Consider the following 19,881-nt stretch of genomic DNA (forward strand, 5'->3'; position numbering starts at 1 on the left):
ATTATGATTGAATTTTTTGAGTATAATTACTGAGATCGAATGCTACTTCATTGTTTTTAGTTAAAACAAGATGGTGGTATACTCCTTCTTTCTTGAGCATTTTTTCTGTTTGCAAATGTAACGCTTCCCCGTCGATTTCCGTTAATCCATACCAAGGACTTAAGTCACCTAAGTCTTCAATAATCCACGCATATTCGATAGAACCATCTTCTTTCGCTGTTTCTTGGATATTTAATCCAATATCTGCCCTGTAAATAGGTTCATGTTGGTTTAAAGGAGCTTTTTTAATGAGTATATCAAAGATCTGTCTTTCATTGGTAGGTAAACCTTGATACAATTGGGTTTCTTCTGTTCTCCAAGATTCAGTAGCAATGGAGTAAAAAGCATCCAATAATAAACAGGCATTGTATTTTCTCAAGGACTGTTTTTCTAAATCCCACCCTGCTCCTCCCGATTCTAACAGGACTAATCCATAGCCTTTTCCCTGAGCAAAATCTCCAAATGCTCTTGCCTCATATTCATCAGACCACTTCGCTATGTTGTTTGGCAAGTATGCTTGTAAATGTCGAGCCATTCGGTTCGCTATTTTAGCCGCTCGCAAGCGAGAAGCAGTCCAAGTTCCATGTTCATCACCTGCTGTAGCAAGTAACGCGATATATGTTTGATGGGGAGTTTTACCAGCTGAATACAAACGGTTTTGATCGTGTAGGTTGAATGAAAAAATTGGTTTAATTTCATCTAACCAGCGGGCAAGAATTTTTGCTTCTGGACTGTTTTGGGTTCTCGCATCTCGGTTCATATCGATGCCCAAGGCGGTCTCCCTTGTCCACCTATTTGCCCCATCCGCATTTAGTCTAGGAATAAAGAATATAGATACTTTCTGATGCAATTCTGACTTAAATTCGGTCAAGTAATTCGAATTTTGGGATAAAAAAAGAAAAATATCAGCTAAAGCCATCGTAGCTGTTGCTTCATCTCCATGCATTTGAGACCAAGCAGCTATGTGGATTGGGCCTTGGCCAAAGCGTAGTTCTTGAATATCTTTTCCTTCAAAAGTTTCCCCTAATTTTCGGCTGCTAAAAAGTGGAGATTGAGACCATTCTTGGAATAAATCATCCCATATTTTTTCAGGAAATCTACGATTTGAAATGCGCTTTTCTTGAAAGCTTTCGTATTGTTCAAATAGTGAATTAAACATCATTCGTATAATGGTTTAGGGACCCAATCTGCCCAAGCCTGTTTTTTGAAAATACCTTTTTTGCCAGAAATATACATGACGATTAGGGTACAAAGGAAGAAACAGAACCAAGCATCCGAGCCAAATAATTCTATTCCCATGGCAATGGCAGTGAGTGGTGTTTTGGCTAGGCCGGTATATAAACAAGTAAAACCAAGTGCAGCCAACAATGGAATAGGTAAAGTTATGATTTCATGTAGTGCACTGCTAGCATGAGCCCCTATCAAAAATAATGGAGTGGCTTCCCCTCCTTTAAATCCTAAACCTAAACTTAGGCTTGTGGCTAAGGTTTTACTCCAGGCAAAGTTGGCGGTATCACCGGACTCAAAAGGGCGAAGTAAATAAGAAGCACCCAAGCCTATGCTTTCATGAAAAATAGGAAATTGGAAAATGAATAGTAAAATCAAGCCCGCGAGAATGCCCTTTAGAATGTTATGCATAGGTAATTGGGCGAACGTTTTTGAAATAATTGATTCTAAACGCGAATACACCCAGCCCAAAACGCCTAAAAATAGGCCTATACTTGCTAATTTGGCCCAAAAAGCCAAAGAAATTTCAGGTAAAAAAACAGTAGGATAAATCGTGTGATTTGTGCCCCACACGTGGAGACTCACCCAATTGGCACCAAAAGCGGAAAAAAGACAAGGCAAAATAGCTCGAAAGGAAATTTGACCGACTTTGGAAATTTCTAATCCAAAAAGGCAACCTGCCCAGGGTGTTCCGAAGACCGAGGCAAATCCTGCCGACATCCCAGCTCGTAACCAATCAACTTTGTCCGACTCTTCCAAACTAAGCCAGTTGGAAATTTGGTAGGAGGCAACACCTCCCATTTGAACAGCTGTTCCTTCACGCCCAACCGAAGCACCCGAAATTTGGCTTAACCAGGTACCTAGTAAAATGAATGGTCCCAATCCCCATGGGATATCACTCCTTTGTTGGTTCACTCGATCAATGAGATCATTTGTCCCCAATTGAAAAGAGGAATTGGGGAGCTTAGCCAAATACTGAAAGCAAGCTCCCAAAATTGGTAAAGTAAATAAAAGGCCTAGATGCTCAGAGCGATAATCGGAAATTTTTTCTAATCCCCATAAAAATAAGGAAGAAGCAGATCCCACGAGAAAGGAAGTGGACAATCCCATGCATATTCTAGAAAGCCAATGTCGGGTCGAAGTAGTCAAGCTATTGGAATAATTCGCCCAAAGTTAGGGAAATAATGGAAGGATTGAACTAGGAAAGTAGCCAATAGACTCCTATTCAGGCATTTCCATTAAATCGAATGAATTTAGCTACCTTTGTAGGCATAATTTTCTACGAAATGGTTGATTTTTTAAGCTTGGGATTGAACCCACAATTACAAAGAGCATGTGATGCCTTGGGTTATCAAGAACCAACACCCATTCAAGAAAAGGCCATTCCTTTACTTTTAGGGGGACATGATGTTTTGGGTATTGCGCAAACGGGTACAGGAAAAACGGCAGCCTATGTTTTGCCTCTTTTGATGCAATGTAAATATGCTCAAGGCCAAAATCCACGGGCCTTGATTTTAGCGCCTACTAGGGAGTTGGTGATGCAGATTTATGAGGTTATGGTGACTTTGGCCCAATTTACGGATTTGCGCTTATTGGCATTATATGGTGGTTTAGGCCCTAAAACCCAGATTCAAGCTATTGAAAATGGTGTTGATATCATTGTTTCTACGCCAGGTCGCTTCTTAGAATTATATCGAAAGGAAGTAATCATCGTCAAGGAATTGAAACATTTGGTTTTGGACGAGGCGGATAAAATGATGGATATGGGTTTTATGCCTCAGATTCGTCAAATTTTGGAAGTGATTCCTTATAAGAAAAGGCAAAATGGTTTGTTTTCTGCCACCTTTCCCGAGCGAGTGGAAAACTTATCACATGAGTTTTTGGAGTTTCCTCATAAAATTGAAATAACCCCACAAGCTACTCCAGCTAGCCAGGTGAAACAGCACGTCTATGAGGCACCCAATTTAAAAACGAAGATTAATGCCTTGGAATATTTTTTACAAAATCCTGATTTCGAGAGGGTTATGATTTTTTGTAGAAGTAAGGAAGTGGCAAACCAGGTGGAAAAGTTTTTAATTAGAAAGGTTTTGTCGGAGGCTCAAGTTCGCGTTATTCACTCAAACAAGGGACAAAATACTCGAATTAATGCCATGCAACAATTTAGGGAGGGCTTTGTTCGTGTTTTGGTGACAACAGATGTGGCTTCTAGAGGAATAGATATACCTAAAGTTTCACATGTCATCAATTTTGATGTGCCTTTAATTTATGAGGATTATGTGCATCGTATAGGTAGGACGGGTAGAGCGGCAGAAATTGGGGAATCAATCACATTTGTGACTTTAGCAGAGCGTTACCATTGGGCTAAAATAGAGACGATCATTCAACAAAAAATTGAGATAGAGCATTTGCCATCAGGGATTTATGAAGAAGATACGCCATTTTTAGAGCAGCAAGATATGTTGCGTGCGGTAGATGATCAGCGGAAAAGAGAAGATCCCGAATTTAAAGGGGCTTTTCATGAAAAGAAACATAAACCCAGGGCTAAATTAGGCGCTAAAAGTTCTTCTAAGGGGACTTCCAAAGGTAATACTTCAAAGAGTAAACCTAAAAATGCATCAAAATTTCGTTCAAATACATCCTCCATTAAAAAGAAAAGGTAGATTTGTGATATGATGCTAAGAAGGAAAGCCTATTTATTAGGAATATTATTATGTTTGTCGGTGCCAGTAATGGCAGCTATGACAGCAGATTCATTGATTCGAATACCTCGATATCAGGCATTATTTGGTAAAAAGCCACTAAATAAGAAAGATCAAGAAGAGGTTACTCAAATTATTAATAGTGTCGATCAAAGTTTTCCGAATCGGGCAGAAGGGGTCAAATTTTTATCTGAAAGAGCCTGGGAATATGTGTCTGAGGGAAAATTAGACACGGCGACCTATCGTTTTAATTTAGTTCATGCCTTAGACTCTACTAGTGTTGAGGCCTATTGGGGTTTAGGTGTCATCGCTTTTCAACGCCTAGATTTTCCTGCTGCCATAGAGCTTTTGGGAAAGGGTTTACAAATCAACCCTAAGTTGAGTATCATGCGGGTGGATTATGCGATTGTAAAGTTGAGTTGCTATTTGAAAAATATGGAATGCGGTAATTTGGAGGAGGTTGATGCGCTGTTAAGCCAATCATTACAAGAAGACCCAACGAATGCCAATGCTTGGATGAAAAAGAGTCAAGTGGCATTTTTACAAGAAAAATATGAGTTAGCATGGAGTTATTTTCATGAATGTCGGTCATTGGATTTGACGCAATTGGATTTAAATTTTTCTCAACAACTCGTGGAAAAAATGCCAGATCCCAAGGGTATTTTTAAATGATAATTTGGTCAGAGCTATGGGAATTCGTTCTTTTTTTGCCAAGCCTTTTGCCCATTGGGTAGTTAAGAAGTATCGGATGACTCCATCCGAGGCCATAGATAAGCAGTATTTTTGGTTGAATGCTAATTTGAATAAAGCGAAATCTACGCTTTTTGGTCAGGCCTTTGGCTTTGATAAAATCCAAAATTACCTGGAATATAAGTCGAGAGTTCCCATTTTTGAGTATGAGGATATCAAACCCTACATAGAGGAAGCGGTAGCTGGGAAAAAGGATATTCTTTGGCCAGGAAAACCAGCATATTTTGCCAAAACATCAGGAACGACATCAGGGGCCAAATACATTCCTATCAGCTCTGAGTCTATGCCCTTTCATATTTTAGGCGCTAGAGATGCTTTGCTGCATTATGTGCATCAAAGTGGGAATGCTTCGTTTTTGGATCAAAAATTGATTTTTTTATCGGGGTCTCCAGAACTAGAAACAAAGAATGGAGTTCCAACGGGCCGACTATCGGGGATTGTAAATCATCATGTCCCCTCCTATTTACGTACCAATCAATTGCCTTCCTATGCTACAAATTGTATTGAGGATTGGGAAGAAAAATTAAGTGCTATCGTGGAAGAAACCATCCATCAGCGTATGGGTTTGATATCCGGGATTCCGCCTTGGGTTCAAATGTATTTCGATCGATTGGAGGCCCAATCAGGTAAAAAAATAGGAGATCTATTCCCTGATTTTCAAGTATTTGTTACCGGTGGTGTCAACTTCGAGCCTTATCGAGATAAGTTAATGCAATCCATAGGTAGAAGTGTAGATGTCGTAGAAACCTATCCTGCATCAGAAGGGTTTATTGCCTTTCAAGATTCAAGCGGCGAAGAAGGCTTATTGTTATTGGTAGATGCTGGAATATTTTATGAGTTTGTGCCAACGGATACTTATTTTTCTGAAAGTCCTACTCGTTTGTGTTTATCCGAAGTAGAGTTATGGGTCAATTATGCTTTGCTGATGACCACCAATGCGGGTTTATGGTCATATTCCATTGGAGATACGGTGAAATTTGTTTCATTGGATCCATATCGGATTATTGTAACGGGAAGAATCAAGCATTTTATTTCAGCATTTGGTGAGCATGTCATTGCCGAGGAGGTAGAATTAGCCATGAAAGAGGCTATGGAGGCTTGCCCAGAAACAAAAATGGTGGAATTTACAGTGGCTCCGCAAGTTAATCCATTAAATGGCCAATTACCTCACCATGAATGGTTGATGGAATTTGATGAAGCACCTAAGGATATGGAATTATTTCAAAAGACCTTAGATACATCCATGCAGCGCCAAAACATATATTATCGCGATCTTATTGAAGGAAATATCCTACAGCCTTTAGTGATTCAATCTTTGGAAAAAGATTCATTTATTCGATATATGAAGTCGAAAGGTAAACTAGGGGGACAGAATAAGGTTCCACGATTATCCAATGATCGAATATTAGCTGAGGGATTACTTGGCCAGAGTAAGGGCTACTAATTTCGGGCTAAATAGTTTATTCAAACCAACTGGCATATTTAACATAATTCATGGCTGTACGCATGAATACTTCAGCGGCCTCTTCGCTGACAGGTTTTAAAAATTTGGCAGGATTACCCGCGTAAATACTTCCAGAAGGAATGCGCATACCTTGTGTGACTACAGCTCCTGCTGCAATGATACATCCTGATTCCACATAGGCTCCATCCATGATGATGGCACCCATTCCTACCAAAACGCGGTCTTCTATGGTGCAGCCATGAACGATGGCATTATGTGCAATGGAGACATAATTTCCGATGATTGTCTCGGTTTTTTGATAGGTACAATGGATCACTGCACCATCTTGGACATTGCTATAATCCCCAATTTGAATTCGATTGACATCCCCACGAATGACTGCATTAAACCAAACGGTTCCATGTTTTCCTATGGAAACATTTCCTACTACCGAAGCATTAGGGGCTAACCACACATGTTCTCCGAATTGAGGTAAATGACCTTCTACTGCTAAGATTGTTGCCATAATGGTATTAATTAGGCCATTTTCCTTGAAGTTTCATCACCTTTTCTATGACGTCCCTTACGGCTCCATGGCCACCTTTAAAAGGAGAAACATATTTAACAACTTGATGAATTTCTGGTATGGCGTCAGATGGACAGGTACTAAGAATATTTGGTCTAGAGAGAATTTCTAAATCTGGGACATCATCTCCCATGTATAAAACTTCATCTTCTTGCAGCCCAACTTCTTGTAACCATTTTTCAAAAGTGGCTGTTTTATAGGAGGCGCCTAAACTGCTATAAATATGCTGAAATTTAAGGTTTTCTAATCTTTTTTGAACTCCGGGGTGACTTCCCCCTGTGATCACGCACATTTGATATTCCGCTTGTCTAGCCTTTTCAATGGCATATCCGTCTCGGATATAAAAACTTCTGAAGTGTTCGCCCGTTTCTAGTACGTGTACTTGCCCATCCGTCATGACTCCATCTACATCAAAAACAAAGGCTTTTATACGATTAAATAGAGAAAGGACGTTTTGCATAATGGGTTTATTTACCGCAAATATCCTAAATTTTTGTTTATTTTTACTTGCTTATCCCTAGGTTTAGTTGAATATGTTTCGATCCCAAATTTTCTTTCTTTTTGTCTGCTTGGGGATAAGTTTATCCACCCAGGCGCAAAAATTTTCTAATTCGAAAGGAGATTTTTCTACTGAGGTTAAAAACTGGATGCTTCTAAGTAGAAATAAGGAAGCCCCAGTTATCGGGGATTTATGGATGGCCAAATGGCCATATGCTAATCTGAATGCGGCAGAACAAGACCAGTTTGAAAAATTGGTAAAAAAAATGCCAGCCATGGGTTTCAAATCCCCTCAATTAGCTTATTTATTTATTCGATGTACTGTACAATTATCTGATGATGCAGATGGCCTAAAAAGTCTTATTCAGGTATGGGAAAAGTTGGTCGAAAAGAAAGACTTTCGGACGGCCATGTCCCTGGTCGAAACTCTTGAAAACTGGCAATTTAATCAACAAATTCCCGGACTAGCAGCTATGTCCATTAAGGTAAAGGGAAGGATATTGGTGACCTGGCCAAGTGATGTTTTGCTCGCAGATTCCTTAGGACAAAAAGCTAAAGAAGATGATGGCTGGGATACTCCTGGTTCATCAGAACTGGTCGCCCCCAATGCCTCCGATAAAAATTGGTTGCTGGAAACGACGATTGGAGGCCCGGTTTTACTTTGGAGATTTCCAGAACTAAGCTATAAAACGGGCCGAGATAGTATTCAATTTATCCCAAAGACATTTCAATGGTCGCTTGTAAATAAAATAGGAAAAGGGACCGATGCTGAAATTCCGGGAGGAATGCTGGGGTATTTAGACGCTACATGGAAGATTAGGTCTTTTGAAATACTTCCTAAAAAAGGGCAGCTAGTGGGCTTGGAGGGAGATTGGGTTCAACTAAATAAAAACCTTGCAGGAAAAGGCAAACTTAGTCTTAAAAGAAAAGCAAATACAACTATTTTCCCCTTTGAATTTCGATCCCTAGATGTGATGTCATCCCCTATTCAAGAGAAGTCGTGGCGGGCCAATGGCCGACTCTGGATTTTAGGAGATAAACGGGGCTTGATTTCTTCGAGTACTCAATTGGCCTACTTTCAGGTACTGTCAGATAAACAGCTGCTTGCCCAAATAAAAACAAAATTGATGTGGTTAAGCGCCGAAGGAAATGTAAGCATTCCAGAAGGGCAATTTGCGGCCTATATGGGAAGCCGAGATACCTTGCAGCATCCTAGCATTCGGGCTAACTGGTATCCACTTCAAGACCTTTTGCATATTCGAAAAATAGACGGAGGCCCGATGGAGCGCTTACTATTTGAGGATTCTTATCATCAAGTTAGGATATCAGCCGATTTGGCGGTTTTAAATCCCCAAGCGAAGAAAGTAGACTTTTTCAGGTTGTCGGGTAAAAATCAAGTTCCTGCCTGGGTAGAGTCATTTGATTATTTTGAAGAAAGTCGAGTTACAGCCTTACAGGGAATATTGAATTACAATCCTTTGCGGATTTTGTACAATCAAATAATTGAAACAAAAAGCCCTCAAGTGTACCTAAGTGAGATAGCACTGAAATACAAAAAAGAATATGCCTCTTTGAAATCAGGATTCATGATGTATCGAGATGCGGGGTATATTCAATACCGTGCGGATACAGACCAGGTATCTTTTACCAAAATGGGTCGTCATTACGCTTTGGTACAATTTGAAAAAAAGGACTTTGACCGTTTTTATGTGGCCTCTTTTGCCGACATGATTGAAAAGGATTCTGCCAATATTAGTTTAGATTTAGGTCGACAGAGGCTGATTGTTCGGGGTATTGATGAAATTCGAGTATCCGATTCTTTGAAAGCTAATTTTGTGCCTCAGAATAAGCAAATCGTCTTTACTAAAGGTAGAGATTTTGATTTTCATGGAGAAATTAAGGTTGGTAACTATCGTTTTCGAGGGCCCAATTTTCAATTTAATTTTGCCGAGTTTACGGTCAACTTTCCCAAAATTGACTCCATTACTTTTTTACCAAGATTAAAAGATGGTTCCCTGGGCACGAGAGAGCTAGGTGGGCATTTTAAGTATGAATCAGGGATGTTACAATTAAGCCCACCGAATAATAAATCTGGACGATTGGGTGTAGCGGCGTATCCAAAATTAATCATACCCAAAGGGGTTACCACTTATTTTGATGAACCATGGAGGGCACAAGGCTTATACGGCAAAAAATATTATTTCAAAGTTCCAAAGATTGAATTGGATAGTCTATTGTTGAAAGACATTACATTTGATGGAAGTTTCTATTCAGATGGCTTGTTTCCTGTATTAAAAACCAAATTGGAATTAATGCCAGATCAATCTTTCGGATTTAAATATATGGCTAAAAGTCCTATCGATATTTACAAAAACCAAGCAAAATTTACCTTAAATGAAGCATTATTGATGGATCGAGAGGGTTTACATGCTTCAGGAAATTTGTCGATATGGGGTTTAAGTTCCAATTCCAAGACCTCAACTTTTTATCCAGATTCATTGGTGTCTAAAGGCCTTGATGGAAAATTAGTGACTTCCTACCAAGGGAAAAATACCTTTCCTTCGGCAAGTTTTGGGCTTCACTCCTTACATTGGTATCCTGCGGTGGATAGTTTATGGATTTATCCTCAGAAAAACCGTATCAGTTTATTTAATAATCAAATACAGTTGGCAGGAAATTTAGGTTTTCATCAAAAGAAGGTGTTTGGAAAAGGGCAGGTTTATTATGGCGATGGAGTGTTTAATTCGCAGCATTTTACCTTTGGAGCGAATGCCTGGCAAAGTGATTTAAGCGATGTAAAGATTGGTCGACAGATGAATTTATTTAAGCCATCTGTGTTTGCGCAAGCTATTTTGGTAGAAGCGGTTATGGGTACTCAAAAAGTAAACATGCGGGCAAAAAAATCAAAGGAATTATCAGATGAAAATAGCATATTATTATTTCCTTTTATTGGTTATCAAAGTACCATTTCGGAAGCGACTTGGGATTTGGCAGCTCAGCGGTTTAGGCTTTCTGGCAAGTCTGGATTTGAGTTAAATCAATGGTCAGCGGACTCTACCATGTTTAGCCAAGATTCTACGACTTTACAAAAGAAAATAGCTTTTTCGGATAAAGGGCTTATTCGGGCCAGTACGGCAGACTATGATTTAAAGGCACAGTTGTTACAGTTGGGAGGAGTTAAGCAAGTGGGTATAGGTCCAGCCGTGGTTTACCCCGCAAAGGGAATTTTTGCGATACAAAAAGATGGACAGTTTAAGCCATTTATGGGAGCAAGAGCCATTTTAGATCCTGAAAATTCGCGGCATATCATTAGTGAATTACAAGTTACCGAAGCGAATGCAGATAGCTGGAAAGGGGAAGCCATCTATCTTTTACCTCGTGCTTCAGGGGATAGTACAAAGATCAAAATGCGCAATTTCGCTTTTATGGAGGAGGCCGCTACGGCTAAAAAAGCAGCAGAAAAGTACATTCAAGCGGAGGCAGTATTAAGCGAAAAAGTACCTTTGGCATTATCTGCTCATCAACAATTTAAGGGGGAAATTTTTTTTAAGTCCAATCAAGAGTTTTTAAATTTCAAAGGATTTATTCGTCCAGTCATCGGTTTGTCAAATTTTAAAGCCGCCTGGATTCCATTTGAAAATCAAGGTGGAGAATCGCCTAATTTAAAGTTAAGTCCTAGTCTTCGCGATGAGGCTGGAAGGCCTGTCACAGCGGGTATATTCATCAATGCAGACAATAAATTATATCCAACCTTTTTAGGGCCACAGTCAGATGACCTAGACCCCGTTTTGTATTCTGCAGAGGGGGAAGTTTTTGAGGAGAAAGATTATTATCAAGTGAAGGGTAAACAGAGTGACATGAAGTTATATGTCAAACAAAAGAGGTTAGAAGCAGAAGGGGCTGTTCAGTTGTTTACGGGTAATAAGTTACTGACTTCTTTTGGTAAAATTTCTATGTCGACGGATACCTTGATTCCTAGATTAGAAACTTGGACTAGTCTACAGTTTCCATTTGCTCCTACTATTTTAAAAATTATGGGAGATCGCATTGTGAAATATAATTTGGAGGAAGGCTTAAGTACTGCCTCGGCAGATGAACCAGAAATGCGGGATGATTATTTGAAGCGAGCTGAGCAGGTACTAGGTAAAGCCATACCCGAAGCTATTAAATCTAAGATGGACCAAAACCATTTAGCGCTCGACAAGGTTTCCTTAGAGTTTACCAAATCTATCAATTTCTCTGCGGTGAAATGGGCTTGGTCACCCAATTTAAGTGCCTTTTACTCCATTGGGGGAATTCCTTTGGTGAATGTGGGTCCGGTGGATGTAAATAGTACTTTAAAAGGTTACATGGAAGTAATCAAGAAACCAAGCAAAGAAGAGTTTTATGGATATTGGGAATTATCCGAAGATCTTTGGTATTATTTTGCGTATTTTAACGGAGAGTTAGGGGTTTATTCTTCTGATAATCAATTTTTAGCAGCGGTAAGAGAAGCTGTTAAAAATGAAAAGAAAGATAAAAAAGAAGGAGAAGTTCGTGTGGTAGAAGCTGCAAGCGACGAGAAGGCTGTTTTTGTTAAGAAGTTTTTAACCTTGTATAGGCAAGAGCCTCCTGTGAAAAAGCAGGCTCCGAAATCAAAAGCAGCGCCCAAAGCAGCCCCTACAACTAAACCGAAAACAAAGTCTGGAGGATTTTAATATGGCATCAAAATTAACGCGCTTATTTCAATTTATGGACACCTTGGGTCTTGGTGAAAGAGATCCATTTGGTAATCCAATTGTATTCAAGCGTATAATTATGGTTGTTTTGGGCTTTTTGACATACAGCCGACTGGTGATGTACAATAAGACTAAGATTAAAGGAACGGAGTATTTGGATGAATTGCCGGAGCGAGGCGTTTTGTTTTTATCCAATCACCAGACGTATTTTATGGATGTGATTTGTTTGTATCATATCTTTTTTTCGGTCAAATGGGGCTTTAGAAATTCGGTTAATTATCCTATTTATTTGTTGGCGCCTCGTTCCAATTTGTTTTATGTAGCCGCAGCAGAAACAATGAAGGATGATGGCATTTTGCCAAAGGTATTTGCTCAAGCGGGCGCCATATTGGTGAATAGATCATGGCGCGCCAAAGGAGAAAATGTTAAACGAGAAGTGGATTTGGAGGCGGTAGAAAAAATTAAGAAAGGATTGGGTTTTGGTTGGGTGATTAGTTTCCCACAAGGAACGACACGGGCTTTTGCCCCTCTTCGTAAAGGAACAGCTCATTTAATTAAAAATACCAATCCCATTGTTGTTCCTGTCAGAATTAATGGTTTTAGAAGGGCATTTGATAAGAAAGGCCTATTATTAAAAATGCGAAATACTCAATTGGAGGTGGAGTTTCGCCAACCGATTCAGTTTCATGAAGAGGATACCGTGGAAGCAATATTAGACAAAATAGCTTTTGAGGTAGGCTTAACTTTAGAAGAGGAAAATAAGATTGATTAGTCGATGCAGCGGAAAACGAGGGGTTTGGTCATTAACAACATGCGGTATCGGGAGACTTCCCTTTTGATTACCATCTACACAGCTGAGTTTGGTATAGCTTCTTACATCGAAAATGGTGTTCGATCAGCCAAAGCGAAACATAAAATGGCCCTTTTTCAGCCTTTGACCTTGCTGGATTTGGAAGTGTATCATAAACCGGGCAAAGGATTGCATCGGATTTCTGAGGCCAAATGTTATTATCCTTATCAGCAAATCCCTTTTGATATCATTAAGTCGAGTATCGCGCTTTTTTTAAGTGAGGTGTTAGGAAAGGTTTTGAAAGAAGAAGAAGAGAACATACCATTATATGACTTTTTGGAGGAATCTTTCCAATTCTTGGATAAGGCGGAAGCTCATGTCGAGAATTTTCATATTCAATTTTTGTGGGAGTTGAGTGCCTATTTGGGTTTTGGATCTAGTAGTTCCATCGAATTTTTTAGTCAAATGAGCCCATGGATCGGGGCGGAAAAAACAGCTAGCCTATCTCCTATTTTGGGGGAATTAATCGGGACGGGCTATGGGAAAACGGTTGCTATGACTAAATTACAGCGCAAGGAATTGGTGGCGATTATGTTACAATATTATCAAATGCATATGGAGTCTATTGGGGAGATTCGTTCGTGGCAGGTTTTACAAGAAGTGATGGCATCATGAAGCATTTAGCCTTTTATCAATTAACTCCTTCTGAAACAGAGGAGCATTTTTTGAACATCGTTTTTCGATTTCAAGTGGTTAAGTCAGGTAATGTAAGACTACAATTACCTATTTGGAGGCCGGGAAGATATCAGGCTCAGCATTTTTCCAAAAACATACCCCAAGTAAGGGCTTTTGAGGCTACAGGAGAGGAAATCAAGCTCAACAAAAAAGGTACTTCTGCCTGGGAATTTCAAGGAAAAGAAAGTCAGGCAGTAGAAGTTCGGTATGCCTATTTTGCCCAGCAAGCAGATGCCGGAGGTAGCGTTTCGAACCAGGAAATGCTGTATGTGAATTTCATTACGTGTTTGCTCTTTGTTCATGGCCAAGAAGAGATACCTTGTGAAGTCAAGGTAGATATCCCGAAAGTTTGGAAGGTATCTACCGCTTTGAAAGTGAAGTCGAAAGGACTTTGGGCTGCTTCTACTTACCGAGATTTGGTGGATTCCACCTTCTTAGCTAGTGAGGAATTGAATCAATATCATTGGGAATTGGGAGATATTCATTTTTGGGCTGAGGGTATAGGGCCATCTAGTGTTTTTCAAACAAAGTTATTGGAAGCTTATCGGAAAATATCGGCTTTTCAGGTGGAATGGATGAAACATTTTCCTGTAAGAGAATATCGTTTTCAGCATTGGATTAAGCAGGAGGCTTTTTACCATGGCGTGGAGCATCGAAGTTCTACTATGATGGTCTTGGGGCCCCCTGACCGTGATTTATATGATGATTTGATTGGTTTGGCCTCTCATGAATTGTTTCACGTGTGGAATATTGCGACCATTCGTCCTAAGGAATTATTACCTTATAATTATGCGGAGGAAGTTTATTTTCCTTCGGCATGGTTTGTTGAGGGGGTGACAACTTATGTAGGAGACTGGTTTTTAGTGGCTTCTGGGGTTTATCAAAAGGAAGAATATTTGGCATCTCTTTTGGGCAATCTGAAATTGCATTTTGAAAGGGATGGAGCATCCAAGCAATCGCTGGTGGAAAGTTCCATTGATTTGTGGTTAGATGGATATGGGAAAGCTATTCCAGGCAAACGTGTTTCTATTTATTACAAAGGGGCGATTGTGGCTTTGGCATTGGATTTATTGATACGTAAGAAATTTGGGCATGCTAAATCCATTCGAGACGTTATGCTGCTTATGAACGATAAATTTGGGATTAAGCATCAGGGTTATACATTACTGGATATTTATGAACTAGTGGAAGAGGTGTATGAGGGAAGTTTAACTCAATTTTGGAAAGTCTGGGTGGAGGGGAATGAACCCTTGGAGGAGCCCTTAAATGAACTTTTGGAATTTGTGGGATTAAGGTTGCATTCCTCAGAGAGAGGCTTATTGTTGAATGAAATCGACAAGGAAGAGCAGGAGGATACTAGAAAATGGCTTCAAGGGCTTATCAAGTAATTGATAATTGACAAAATTTGTCTTTAAACGATTGTAAATGTCACACAAGTTTATTTTATGTCATTTGGCGCACACAGCAATCCTCTAATTCTTTTGGAATTTTACTGCGATGAAAGACTTCGCAAAAAGCATTCGAAAAATTAGATCTGATAAAGGATACAGCCAAGATTACGTGGCGATGAAATTAAATATTTCTACATCCTCTTACTCTAAAATTGAGCGGGGTCAAACAGATCCGAATTTATCTCGAATGAAGCAAATTGCGGAGGTATTGGAGTTTGATTTGGGAGAAATCTTAATGGAAAAGCCGGCCTTGACCATTGGTAACACGAATGATCTCAATCCAAGTGAGGGCTATAGTTTTGTGATGCGGAAGGAATTTGATGAATCCTTGCGACTGATTCTGGAATTACAAATGAAAATTGCCGAGTTGAGTGCTAAATTGGAGCAACGGGGTTAATATTTATTCTGTAACTTTGCGACTTAATTGGATCAATCATGTTGCAAAGACCCCGTAGAAATCGTCAAAGTGCTGTAATCCGTTCCATGGTGGAAGAAAATCGATTATCTGTTAAAGATATGATGTTTCCACTTTTTGTTATGGAAGGTCAAAATACTCAAACGGAGATATCTTCCATGCCGGGAATTTACCGGTTTACCCTAGATTTATTGTTGGCAGAAATTGAATCCTGTGTCAAACTAGGTATTCATTCCTTTGCTTTATTTCCTCAAATTCCAGAGTCTAAAAAAGATTCCATGGCAAGGGAGAGTTATAAAAAGGGGAATATATACACCGAATCCATTTATGAAATCAGTCAACGATTCCCAGAAATCAGCTTATTGACGGACGTGGCGATGGATCCATATAGCTCGGATGGGCATGATGGAATTGTTCAAGAGGGACAGATTTTAAATGATGAAACCTTACCTGTTTTGGCCAAAATGGCCATTGCACAAGCGCAGGCAGGAAGTAAATTGATAGGCCCTTCCGACATGATGGATGGTAGAGTGGGGTATTTGCGCCAGGCTTTGGATGAGGCGGGCTATTCTCAGGTGGGTATCATGGCCTACACGGCTAAGTATGCATCAGCCTTTTACGGACCATTCCGGGATGCCTTGGAATCTGCACCAAAGTTTGGAGATAAAAAAACCTATCAAATGAATCCCGCAAATCGTCGGGAGGCATTGATAGAAGCAGAATTGGATGAAATGGAAGGGGCAGATTTTTTAATGGTGAAGCCTGCTTTGGCCTATTTGGATATCATTGCTTTGTTGAAGGAAAACAGTCATTTACCGATTGCCGCCTATAACGTTTCAGGAGAATATGCCATGGTAAAAGCTGCGGCTCAAAACGGCTGGATAGATGGAGAAAAGGCAATGTTGGAAAGTTTGTTATCGATTAAGCGCGCAGGGGCTCAGGTTATCCTGACCTACTTTGCCAAAGAGTTTGCACAATTAAAATTAGCGTAATATATGTCATCAGATCGTTATTTACAAAGAGGGGTTTCTGCATCAAAAGACGATGTACATAAGGCCATTTCGACCTTAGACAAAGGATTATTCCCGAGAGCATTTTGCAAAATTTCACCCGACATGCTGGGAGGAGATGAGGCATATTGCAACATCATGCATGCGGATGGCGCTGGTACAAAATCCTCTTTGGCATACCTCTATTGGAAAGAAACGGGAGATATTTCTGTTTGGAGAGGCATTGCACAGGATGCGGTGGTGATGAATACGGACGACTTAATTTGTGTGGGCGCAACGGATCATATGTTGTTGTCAAGTACGATTGGTCGAAATAAAAATCTAATTCCGGGAGAGGTTATTTCTGAGATTATTCAAGGAACAGAAGAGGTCCTTCAGATGTTGCGAGATAATGGAATTGGTATTTATAGTACGGGAGGAGAAACAGCTGATGTCGGTGATTTGGTGAGAACAATCATTGTAGATAGTACCGTAGTGGCCAGATTAAAACGTTCGGATGTGGTTTCAAATGAGCATATTCAAGCGGGAGATGTCATTATTGGTTTGGCATCAGATGGCCAAGCAAGCTATGAAAAAACGTATAATGGAGGGATGGGAAGCAATGGATTGACTTCTGCCCGCCATGATGTTTTGGGACATTATTTAGCGGGTCAATACCCAGAAAGCTTTGATCCCCAGGTTCCTCGCGATTTAGTTTATTCTGGTTCGAGAAGATTAGAAGAAGCGGTGGAAGGAACGCCACTGAATGTTGGTCAGTTAATCCTGTCTCCAACAAGAACCTATGCGCCCGTGGTAAAGGCAATTTTAGAGGAATTACGTCCGCATTTACATGGTATGGTGCATTGTTCAGGTGGAGCACAAACTAAAGTGATGCATTTTGTGGATAAGGTTCATATCATTAAGGATCAATTGTTTCCTGTGCCGCCTTTGTTTGAGATGATTCAAAAAGAAAGCGGTACTAGTTACCAAGAAATGTACCAAGTGTTCAACATGGGCCATCGTTTAGAAATTTATGTGAATCCGATATATGCTGACCAGATAATACGGATTTCTCAAAGCTTTGGAATTCCGGCTCAAATTATTGGTCGAGTGGAATCCTCAGAAAAAAAGAAACTAAGTATTCGGAGTGAATTCGGTGAGTTTGTGTATTAATCACAATTAAATCAAGGGCTTACTTGCAAGTTTGCCAATAACTTTTTATATTTGCACCCCCATTTAAAAGGCTTTTGAAAGGTATTCCTAGCCTCGTGGGATTGTTTCACTTAAATACATAAAAGAATGTACGCAATCGTAGAAATTGCCGGGCAGCAGTTTAAAGTAGAAAAAGACCGTTCCGTTTATACCCACCGTTTGGCGGGCGAGGAAGGCGCTGCACTGGTTTTCGACAAGGTATTACTTGTTGACAAAGACGGAGATGTGACCGTTGGAGCCCCTACAGTAGAGGGAGCTAAAATCACAGGAAAAATTGTAGCTCACGTTCGTGGCGAGAAAGTCTTGGTTTTCAAGAAGAAGCGTAGAAAGAGTTACCAAAAAATGAATGGTCACCGTCAAGATTTGACGAAGGTTTTGATCGAGTCAATTTCTTTAAAATAATTGTTTAATCAACGTTTTATACGTTTAACATAATACAACATGGCACATAAAAAAGGGGCCGGATCATCCAAAAACGGTCGCGAATCGCATAGTAAACGACTTGGCGTTAAGTTATTTGGTGGCCAAGCAGTTATCGCAGGTAACATTATTGTTCGTCAAAGAGGAACAGCTCACAATGCAGGATTAAATGTAGGTGTAGGAAAGGATCATACTTTATTTGCTTTGTCTGATGGTGTTGTAACCTTCAAAAAAGGATTTAAAGGTCGTTCTTTTGTTCACGTTTTGCCAATAGCTGCTAGCGCAGTGGCGGCAGATAAGCCAGCGGTTGCGAAAGCTCCAGCCAAGAAAGCGGCTCCAGCTCCTAAAGCTGAAGTTGCTGCGGAAGCCGTAGTAGAAGCTGCTCCAAAAGCAAAGAAAGTACCAGCAAAGAAAGCAGCTCCAGCAGCTGAATAATTTGTCTGATTGATAAAAAAAAGAACCTGGTGTTTTCACATCAGGTTTTTTTATGCGTTTGAAACCAAAAAGGACCTACCTTTGTTGAGTTAAATAAAAATTCTATGCTGAATTCACAAATACATATATACACGGAGTCAACACCCAATCCACAATCCATGAAATTTGTTTTCAATGTGGAATTATTGCCTGATGGGATGTCTTTTGATTATACTCAACCAGCTGATGGTTTAACAAAGGAGAAAAATTCGCCTTTAGCAGTTGCCCTATTTGGTTTTGATTTTGTAAAGCGTGTATTTATCACCAGTAATTTCGTGACCTTAACAAAGGCGGAGCATGTATTGTGGGAAGATGAGCTTTTCGGCATCAAGCAATTTTTGAAAAAGTATTTTGAAGAGAAAAGACCCGTATTCAGTTTGCCTGAAAGTGCCATTTCGGAATCGGATGCCGATGAATCAGAGGTCATTGCCAAAATTAAGGAAGTCCTAGAGCAATATGTAAAGCCAGCTGTAGAGTCCGACGGAGGAGCTATTTCATTCTATTCCTTTAATGAGGAGTCGGGTCAAGTGAAGGTATTATTGCAAGGGTCTTGCTCGGGTTGTCCCTCTTCTACCATGACCTTAAAGGCTGGAATTGAGGCGTTGATGACACGAATGGTGCCTCAAGTGAAGGAAGTAGTTGCTGAAGGAGTTTAATCAGTTTCTTGGACAAGAAAATAAGAGGATATTCGTTAACCTTGACAGCGTTTAAAACGCTGCCAAGGTTTAGAGAAAATCTAAAATTTGAAGCATTTCATTCACTTCTCGGAAATTTTCATGAACGATTTGATGTGAAACTTGCTCGTGTGCCCAAGTAGTATGAAAAGGGACATGAATACCGTGTCCACCAATTTCAAGAACAGGCAAAATATCGGATTTTAATGAATTGCCTATCATTAAGAATTCATGTGTTTGAATATCTAAATGATTAATAAGTTTTAAATAATCATGCTCTCTTTTGTTGGACATGATTTCAATGTGATGGAAGTATTTCTCTAATCCAGATTTGGCCAATTTTCTTTCTTGATCTAGCAAATCCCCTTTTGTTGCAACCACCAACCGGTATTTATGTGATAATTGCGCTAAAACTTCTTCTACTCCAGGTAAAATTTCAATAGGCTTATGAATTAGTTCCTTTCCAATGGATAGTATACGTTCTATTCCATCCAATCCTATTGTTCCTTTAGAAATTCGAGTGGCTGTTTCAATCATTGACAACATAAACCCCTTGACGCCATAGCCATAGGTATCCAAATTGTCCATTTCCGTTTTAAAAAGCTCTTGAGAAGTGCTATGAATTGGCAGAAAATTTTCCATCATTTCACAGAAGTGTTGTTCAGCCTCACTGAAATAGGGTTCATTAACCCATAATGTATCATCCGCATCAAAAGCGATAACTTTCATAAATCAGTTTCTTGGACAAGAAAATCGAGAG

Annotated in this window: 17 protein-coding genes and 1 pseudogene; 13 read left to right on the forward strand and 5 right to left on the reverse strand. The window is 39.8% G+C overall.

Features of this window, described 5'->3' with window-relative positions; translation table 11 throughout:
• Position 1: 1 nt before the first annotated feature.
• Positions 2 to 1,201 carry a M14 family zinc carboxypeptidase gene (locus tag SKC36_RS10450; protein ID WP_459465831.1) on the reverse strand — a complete coding sequence of 400 codons (1,200 nt, stop codon included), beginning with the start codon at positions 1,199 to 1,201 and terminating at the stop codon, positions 2 to 4.
• A complete protein-coding gene (locus SKC36_RS10455; RefSeq protein WP_459465832.1) occupies positions 1,198 to 2,415 on the reverse strand; it encodes a chloride channel protein in 1,218 nt (405 codons plus the stop codon). Before SKC36_RS10455 ends, SKC36_RS10450 begins: the two co-directional genes overlap by 4 nt.
• Positions 2,416 to 2,513: 98 nt before the next feature.
• On the opposite strand from SKC36_RS10455, the gene SKC36_RS10460 reads away from it, so the two are divergent.
• The 3 genes from SKC36_RS10460 to SKC36_RS10470 are packed head-to-tail and all read left to right on the forward strand — an operon-like array spanning position 2,514 to position 6,159.
• Entirely contained in the window at positions 2,514 to 3,926 is a 1,413-nt protein-coding gene (locus SKC36_RS10460; RefSeq protein WP_459465833.1) for a DEAD/DEAH box helicase, read from the forward strand.
• A 9-nt stretch (positions 3,927 to 3,935) separates the two neighbouring features.
• The gene (locus tag SKC36_RS10465; RefSeq protein ID WP_459454525.1) at positions 3,936 to 4,637 is read left to right on the forward strand and encodes a tetratricopeptide repeat protein; all 702 of its coding nucleotides are present in this window, start codon (positions 3,936 to 3,938) and stop codon (positions 4,635 to 4,637) included.
• 16 nt (positions 4,638 to 4,653) lie between these two features.
• On the forward strand, positions 4,654 to 6,159 hold the full coding sequence (locus SKC36_RS10470; protein WP_459465834.1) for a GH3 auxin-responsive promoter family protein: 1,506 nt from the start codon (positions 4,654 to 4,656) through the stop codon (positions 6,157 to 6,159).
• A 16-nt stretch (positions 6,160 to 6,175) separates the two neighbouring features.
• On the opposite strand, the gene SKC36_RS10475 is transcribed toward SKC36_RS10470, so the two are convergent.
• Together SKC36_RS10475 and SKC36_RS10480 are read right to left on the reverse strand one after the other, a co-directional pair.
• Positions 6,176 to 6,685 (reverse strand): gamma carbonic anhydrase family protein, encoded by a 510-nt coding sequence (locus tag SKC36_RS10475; protein WP_459465835.1) that lies wholly within the window; start codon positions 6,683 to 6,685, stop codon positions 6,176 to 6,178.
• 7 nt (positions 6,686 to 6,692) lie between these two features.
• On the reverse strand, positions 6,693 to 7,205 hold the full coding sequence (locus SKC36_RS10480; RefSeq protein WP_459465836.1) for a KdsC family phosphatase: 513 nt from the start codon (positions 7,203 to 7,205) through the stop codon (positions 6,693 to 6,695).
• 73 nt (positions 7,206 to 7,278) lie between these two features.
• Between SKC36_RS10480 and SKC36_RS10485 the strand changes: the two genes are divergently transcribed.
• The 10 genes and pseudogenes from SKC36_RS10485 (at position 7,279) to SKC36_RS10530 (ending at position 19,103) form a co-directional block, all read left to right on the forward strand.
• Positions 7,279 to 11,940: a hypothetical protein gene (locus SKC36_RS10485; protein WP_459465837.1), complete on the forward strand. Its 4,662-nt coding sequence runs from the start codon at positions 7,279 to 7,281 to the stop codon at positions 11,938 to 11,940.
• Between the two features lies 1 nt (position 11,941).
• Positions 11,942 to 12,733 carry a lysophospholipid acyltransferase family protein gene (locus SKC36_RS10490; protein WP_459465838.1) on the forward strand — a complete coding sequence of 264 codons (792 nt, stop codon included), beginning with the start codon at positions 11,942 to 11,944 and terminating at the stop codon, positions 12,731 to 12,733.
• A gap of 3 nt (positions 12,734 to 12,736) precedes the next feature.
• Positions 12,737 to 13,426, forward strand: a complete 690-nt coding sequence (gene recO, locus SKC36_RS10495; RefSeq protein WP_459465839.1) for a DNA repair protein RecO — start codon at positions 12,737 to 12,739, stop codon at positions 13,424 to 13,426.
• Positions 13,423 to 14,874, forward strand: coding sequence for a M61 family metallopeptidase (locus SKC36_RS10500; protein ID WP_459465840.1), 1,452 nt, complete (start codon positions 13,423 to 13,425; stop codon positions 14,872 to 14,874). Before recO ends, SKC36_RS10500 begins: the two co-directional genes overlap by 4 nt.
• A gap of 109 nt (positions 14,875 to 14,983) precedes the next feature.
• The gene (locus SKC36_RS10505) at positions 14,984 to 15,334 is read left to right on the forward strand and encodes a helix-turn-helix domain-containing protein (RefSeq protein ID WP_459465841.1); all 351 of its coding nucleotides are present in this window, start codon (positions 14,984 to 14,986) and stop codon (positions 15,332 to 15,334) included.
• Positions 15,335 to 15,372: 38 nt separating this feature from the next.
• The gene (gene hemB, locus SKC36_RS10510; protein ID WP_459465842.1) at positions 15,373 to 16,344 is read left to right on the forward strand and encodes a porphobilinogen synthase; all 972 of its coding nucleotides are present in this window, start codon (positions 15,373 to 15,375) and stop codon (positions 16,342 to 16,344) included.
• Positions 16,345 to 16,347: 3 nt separating this feature from the next.
• On the forward strand, positions 16,348 to 17,514 hold the full coding sequence (locus tag SKC36_RS10515) for an AIR synthase related protein (RefSeq protein ID WP_459465843.1): 1,167 nt from the start codon (positions 16,348 to 16,350) through the stop codon (positions 17,512 to 17,514).
• A gap of 126 nt (positions 17,515 to 17,640) precedes the next feature.
• On the forward strand, positions 17,641 to 17,955 hold the full coding sequence (rplU, locus tag SKC36_RS10520) for a 50S ribosomal protein L21 (RefSeq protein ID WP_129027216.1): 315 nt from the start codon (positions 17,641 to 17,643) through the stop codon (positions 17,953 to 17,955).
• A 39-nt stretch (positions 17,956 to 17,994) separates the two neighbouring features.
• A pseudogene (gene rpmA / locus SKC36_RS10525) lies at positions 17,995 to 18,252 on the forward strand (50S ribosomal protein L27); the annotation flags it as partial.
• A 260-nt stretch (positions 18,253 to 18,512) separates the two neighbouring features.
• Positions 18,513 to 19,103: a NifU family protein gene (locus SKC36_RS10530; protein ID WP_459465844.1), complete on the forward strand. Its 591-nt coding sequence runs from the start codon at positions 18,513 to 18,515 to the stop codon at positions 19,101 to 19,103.
• Between the two features lie 69 nt (positions 19,104 to 19,172).
• Here the strand turns inward: SKC36_RS10530 and SKC36_RS10535 are convergent, their stop codons facing one another.
• The gene (locus SKC36_RS10535; RefSeq protein WP_459465845.1) at positions 19,173 to 19,850 is read right to left on the reverse strand and encodes an HAD family hydrolase; all 678 of its coding nucleotides are present in this window, start codon (positions 19,848 to 19,850) and stop codon (positions 19,173 to 19,175) included.
• Between the last annotated feature and the right edge of the window lie 31 nt (positions 19,851 to 19,881).

The organism is Aquirufa sp. OSTEICH-129A (assembly GCF_054558355.1).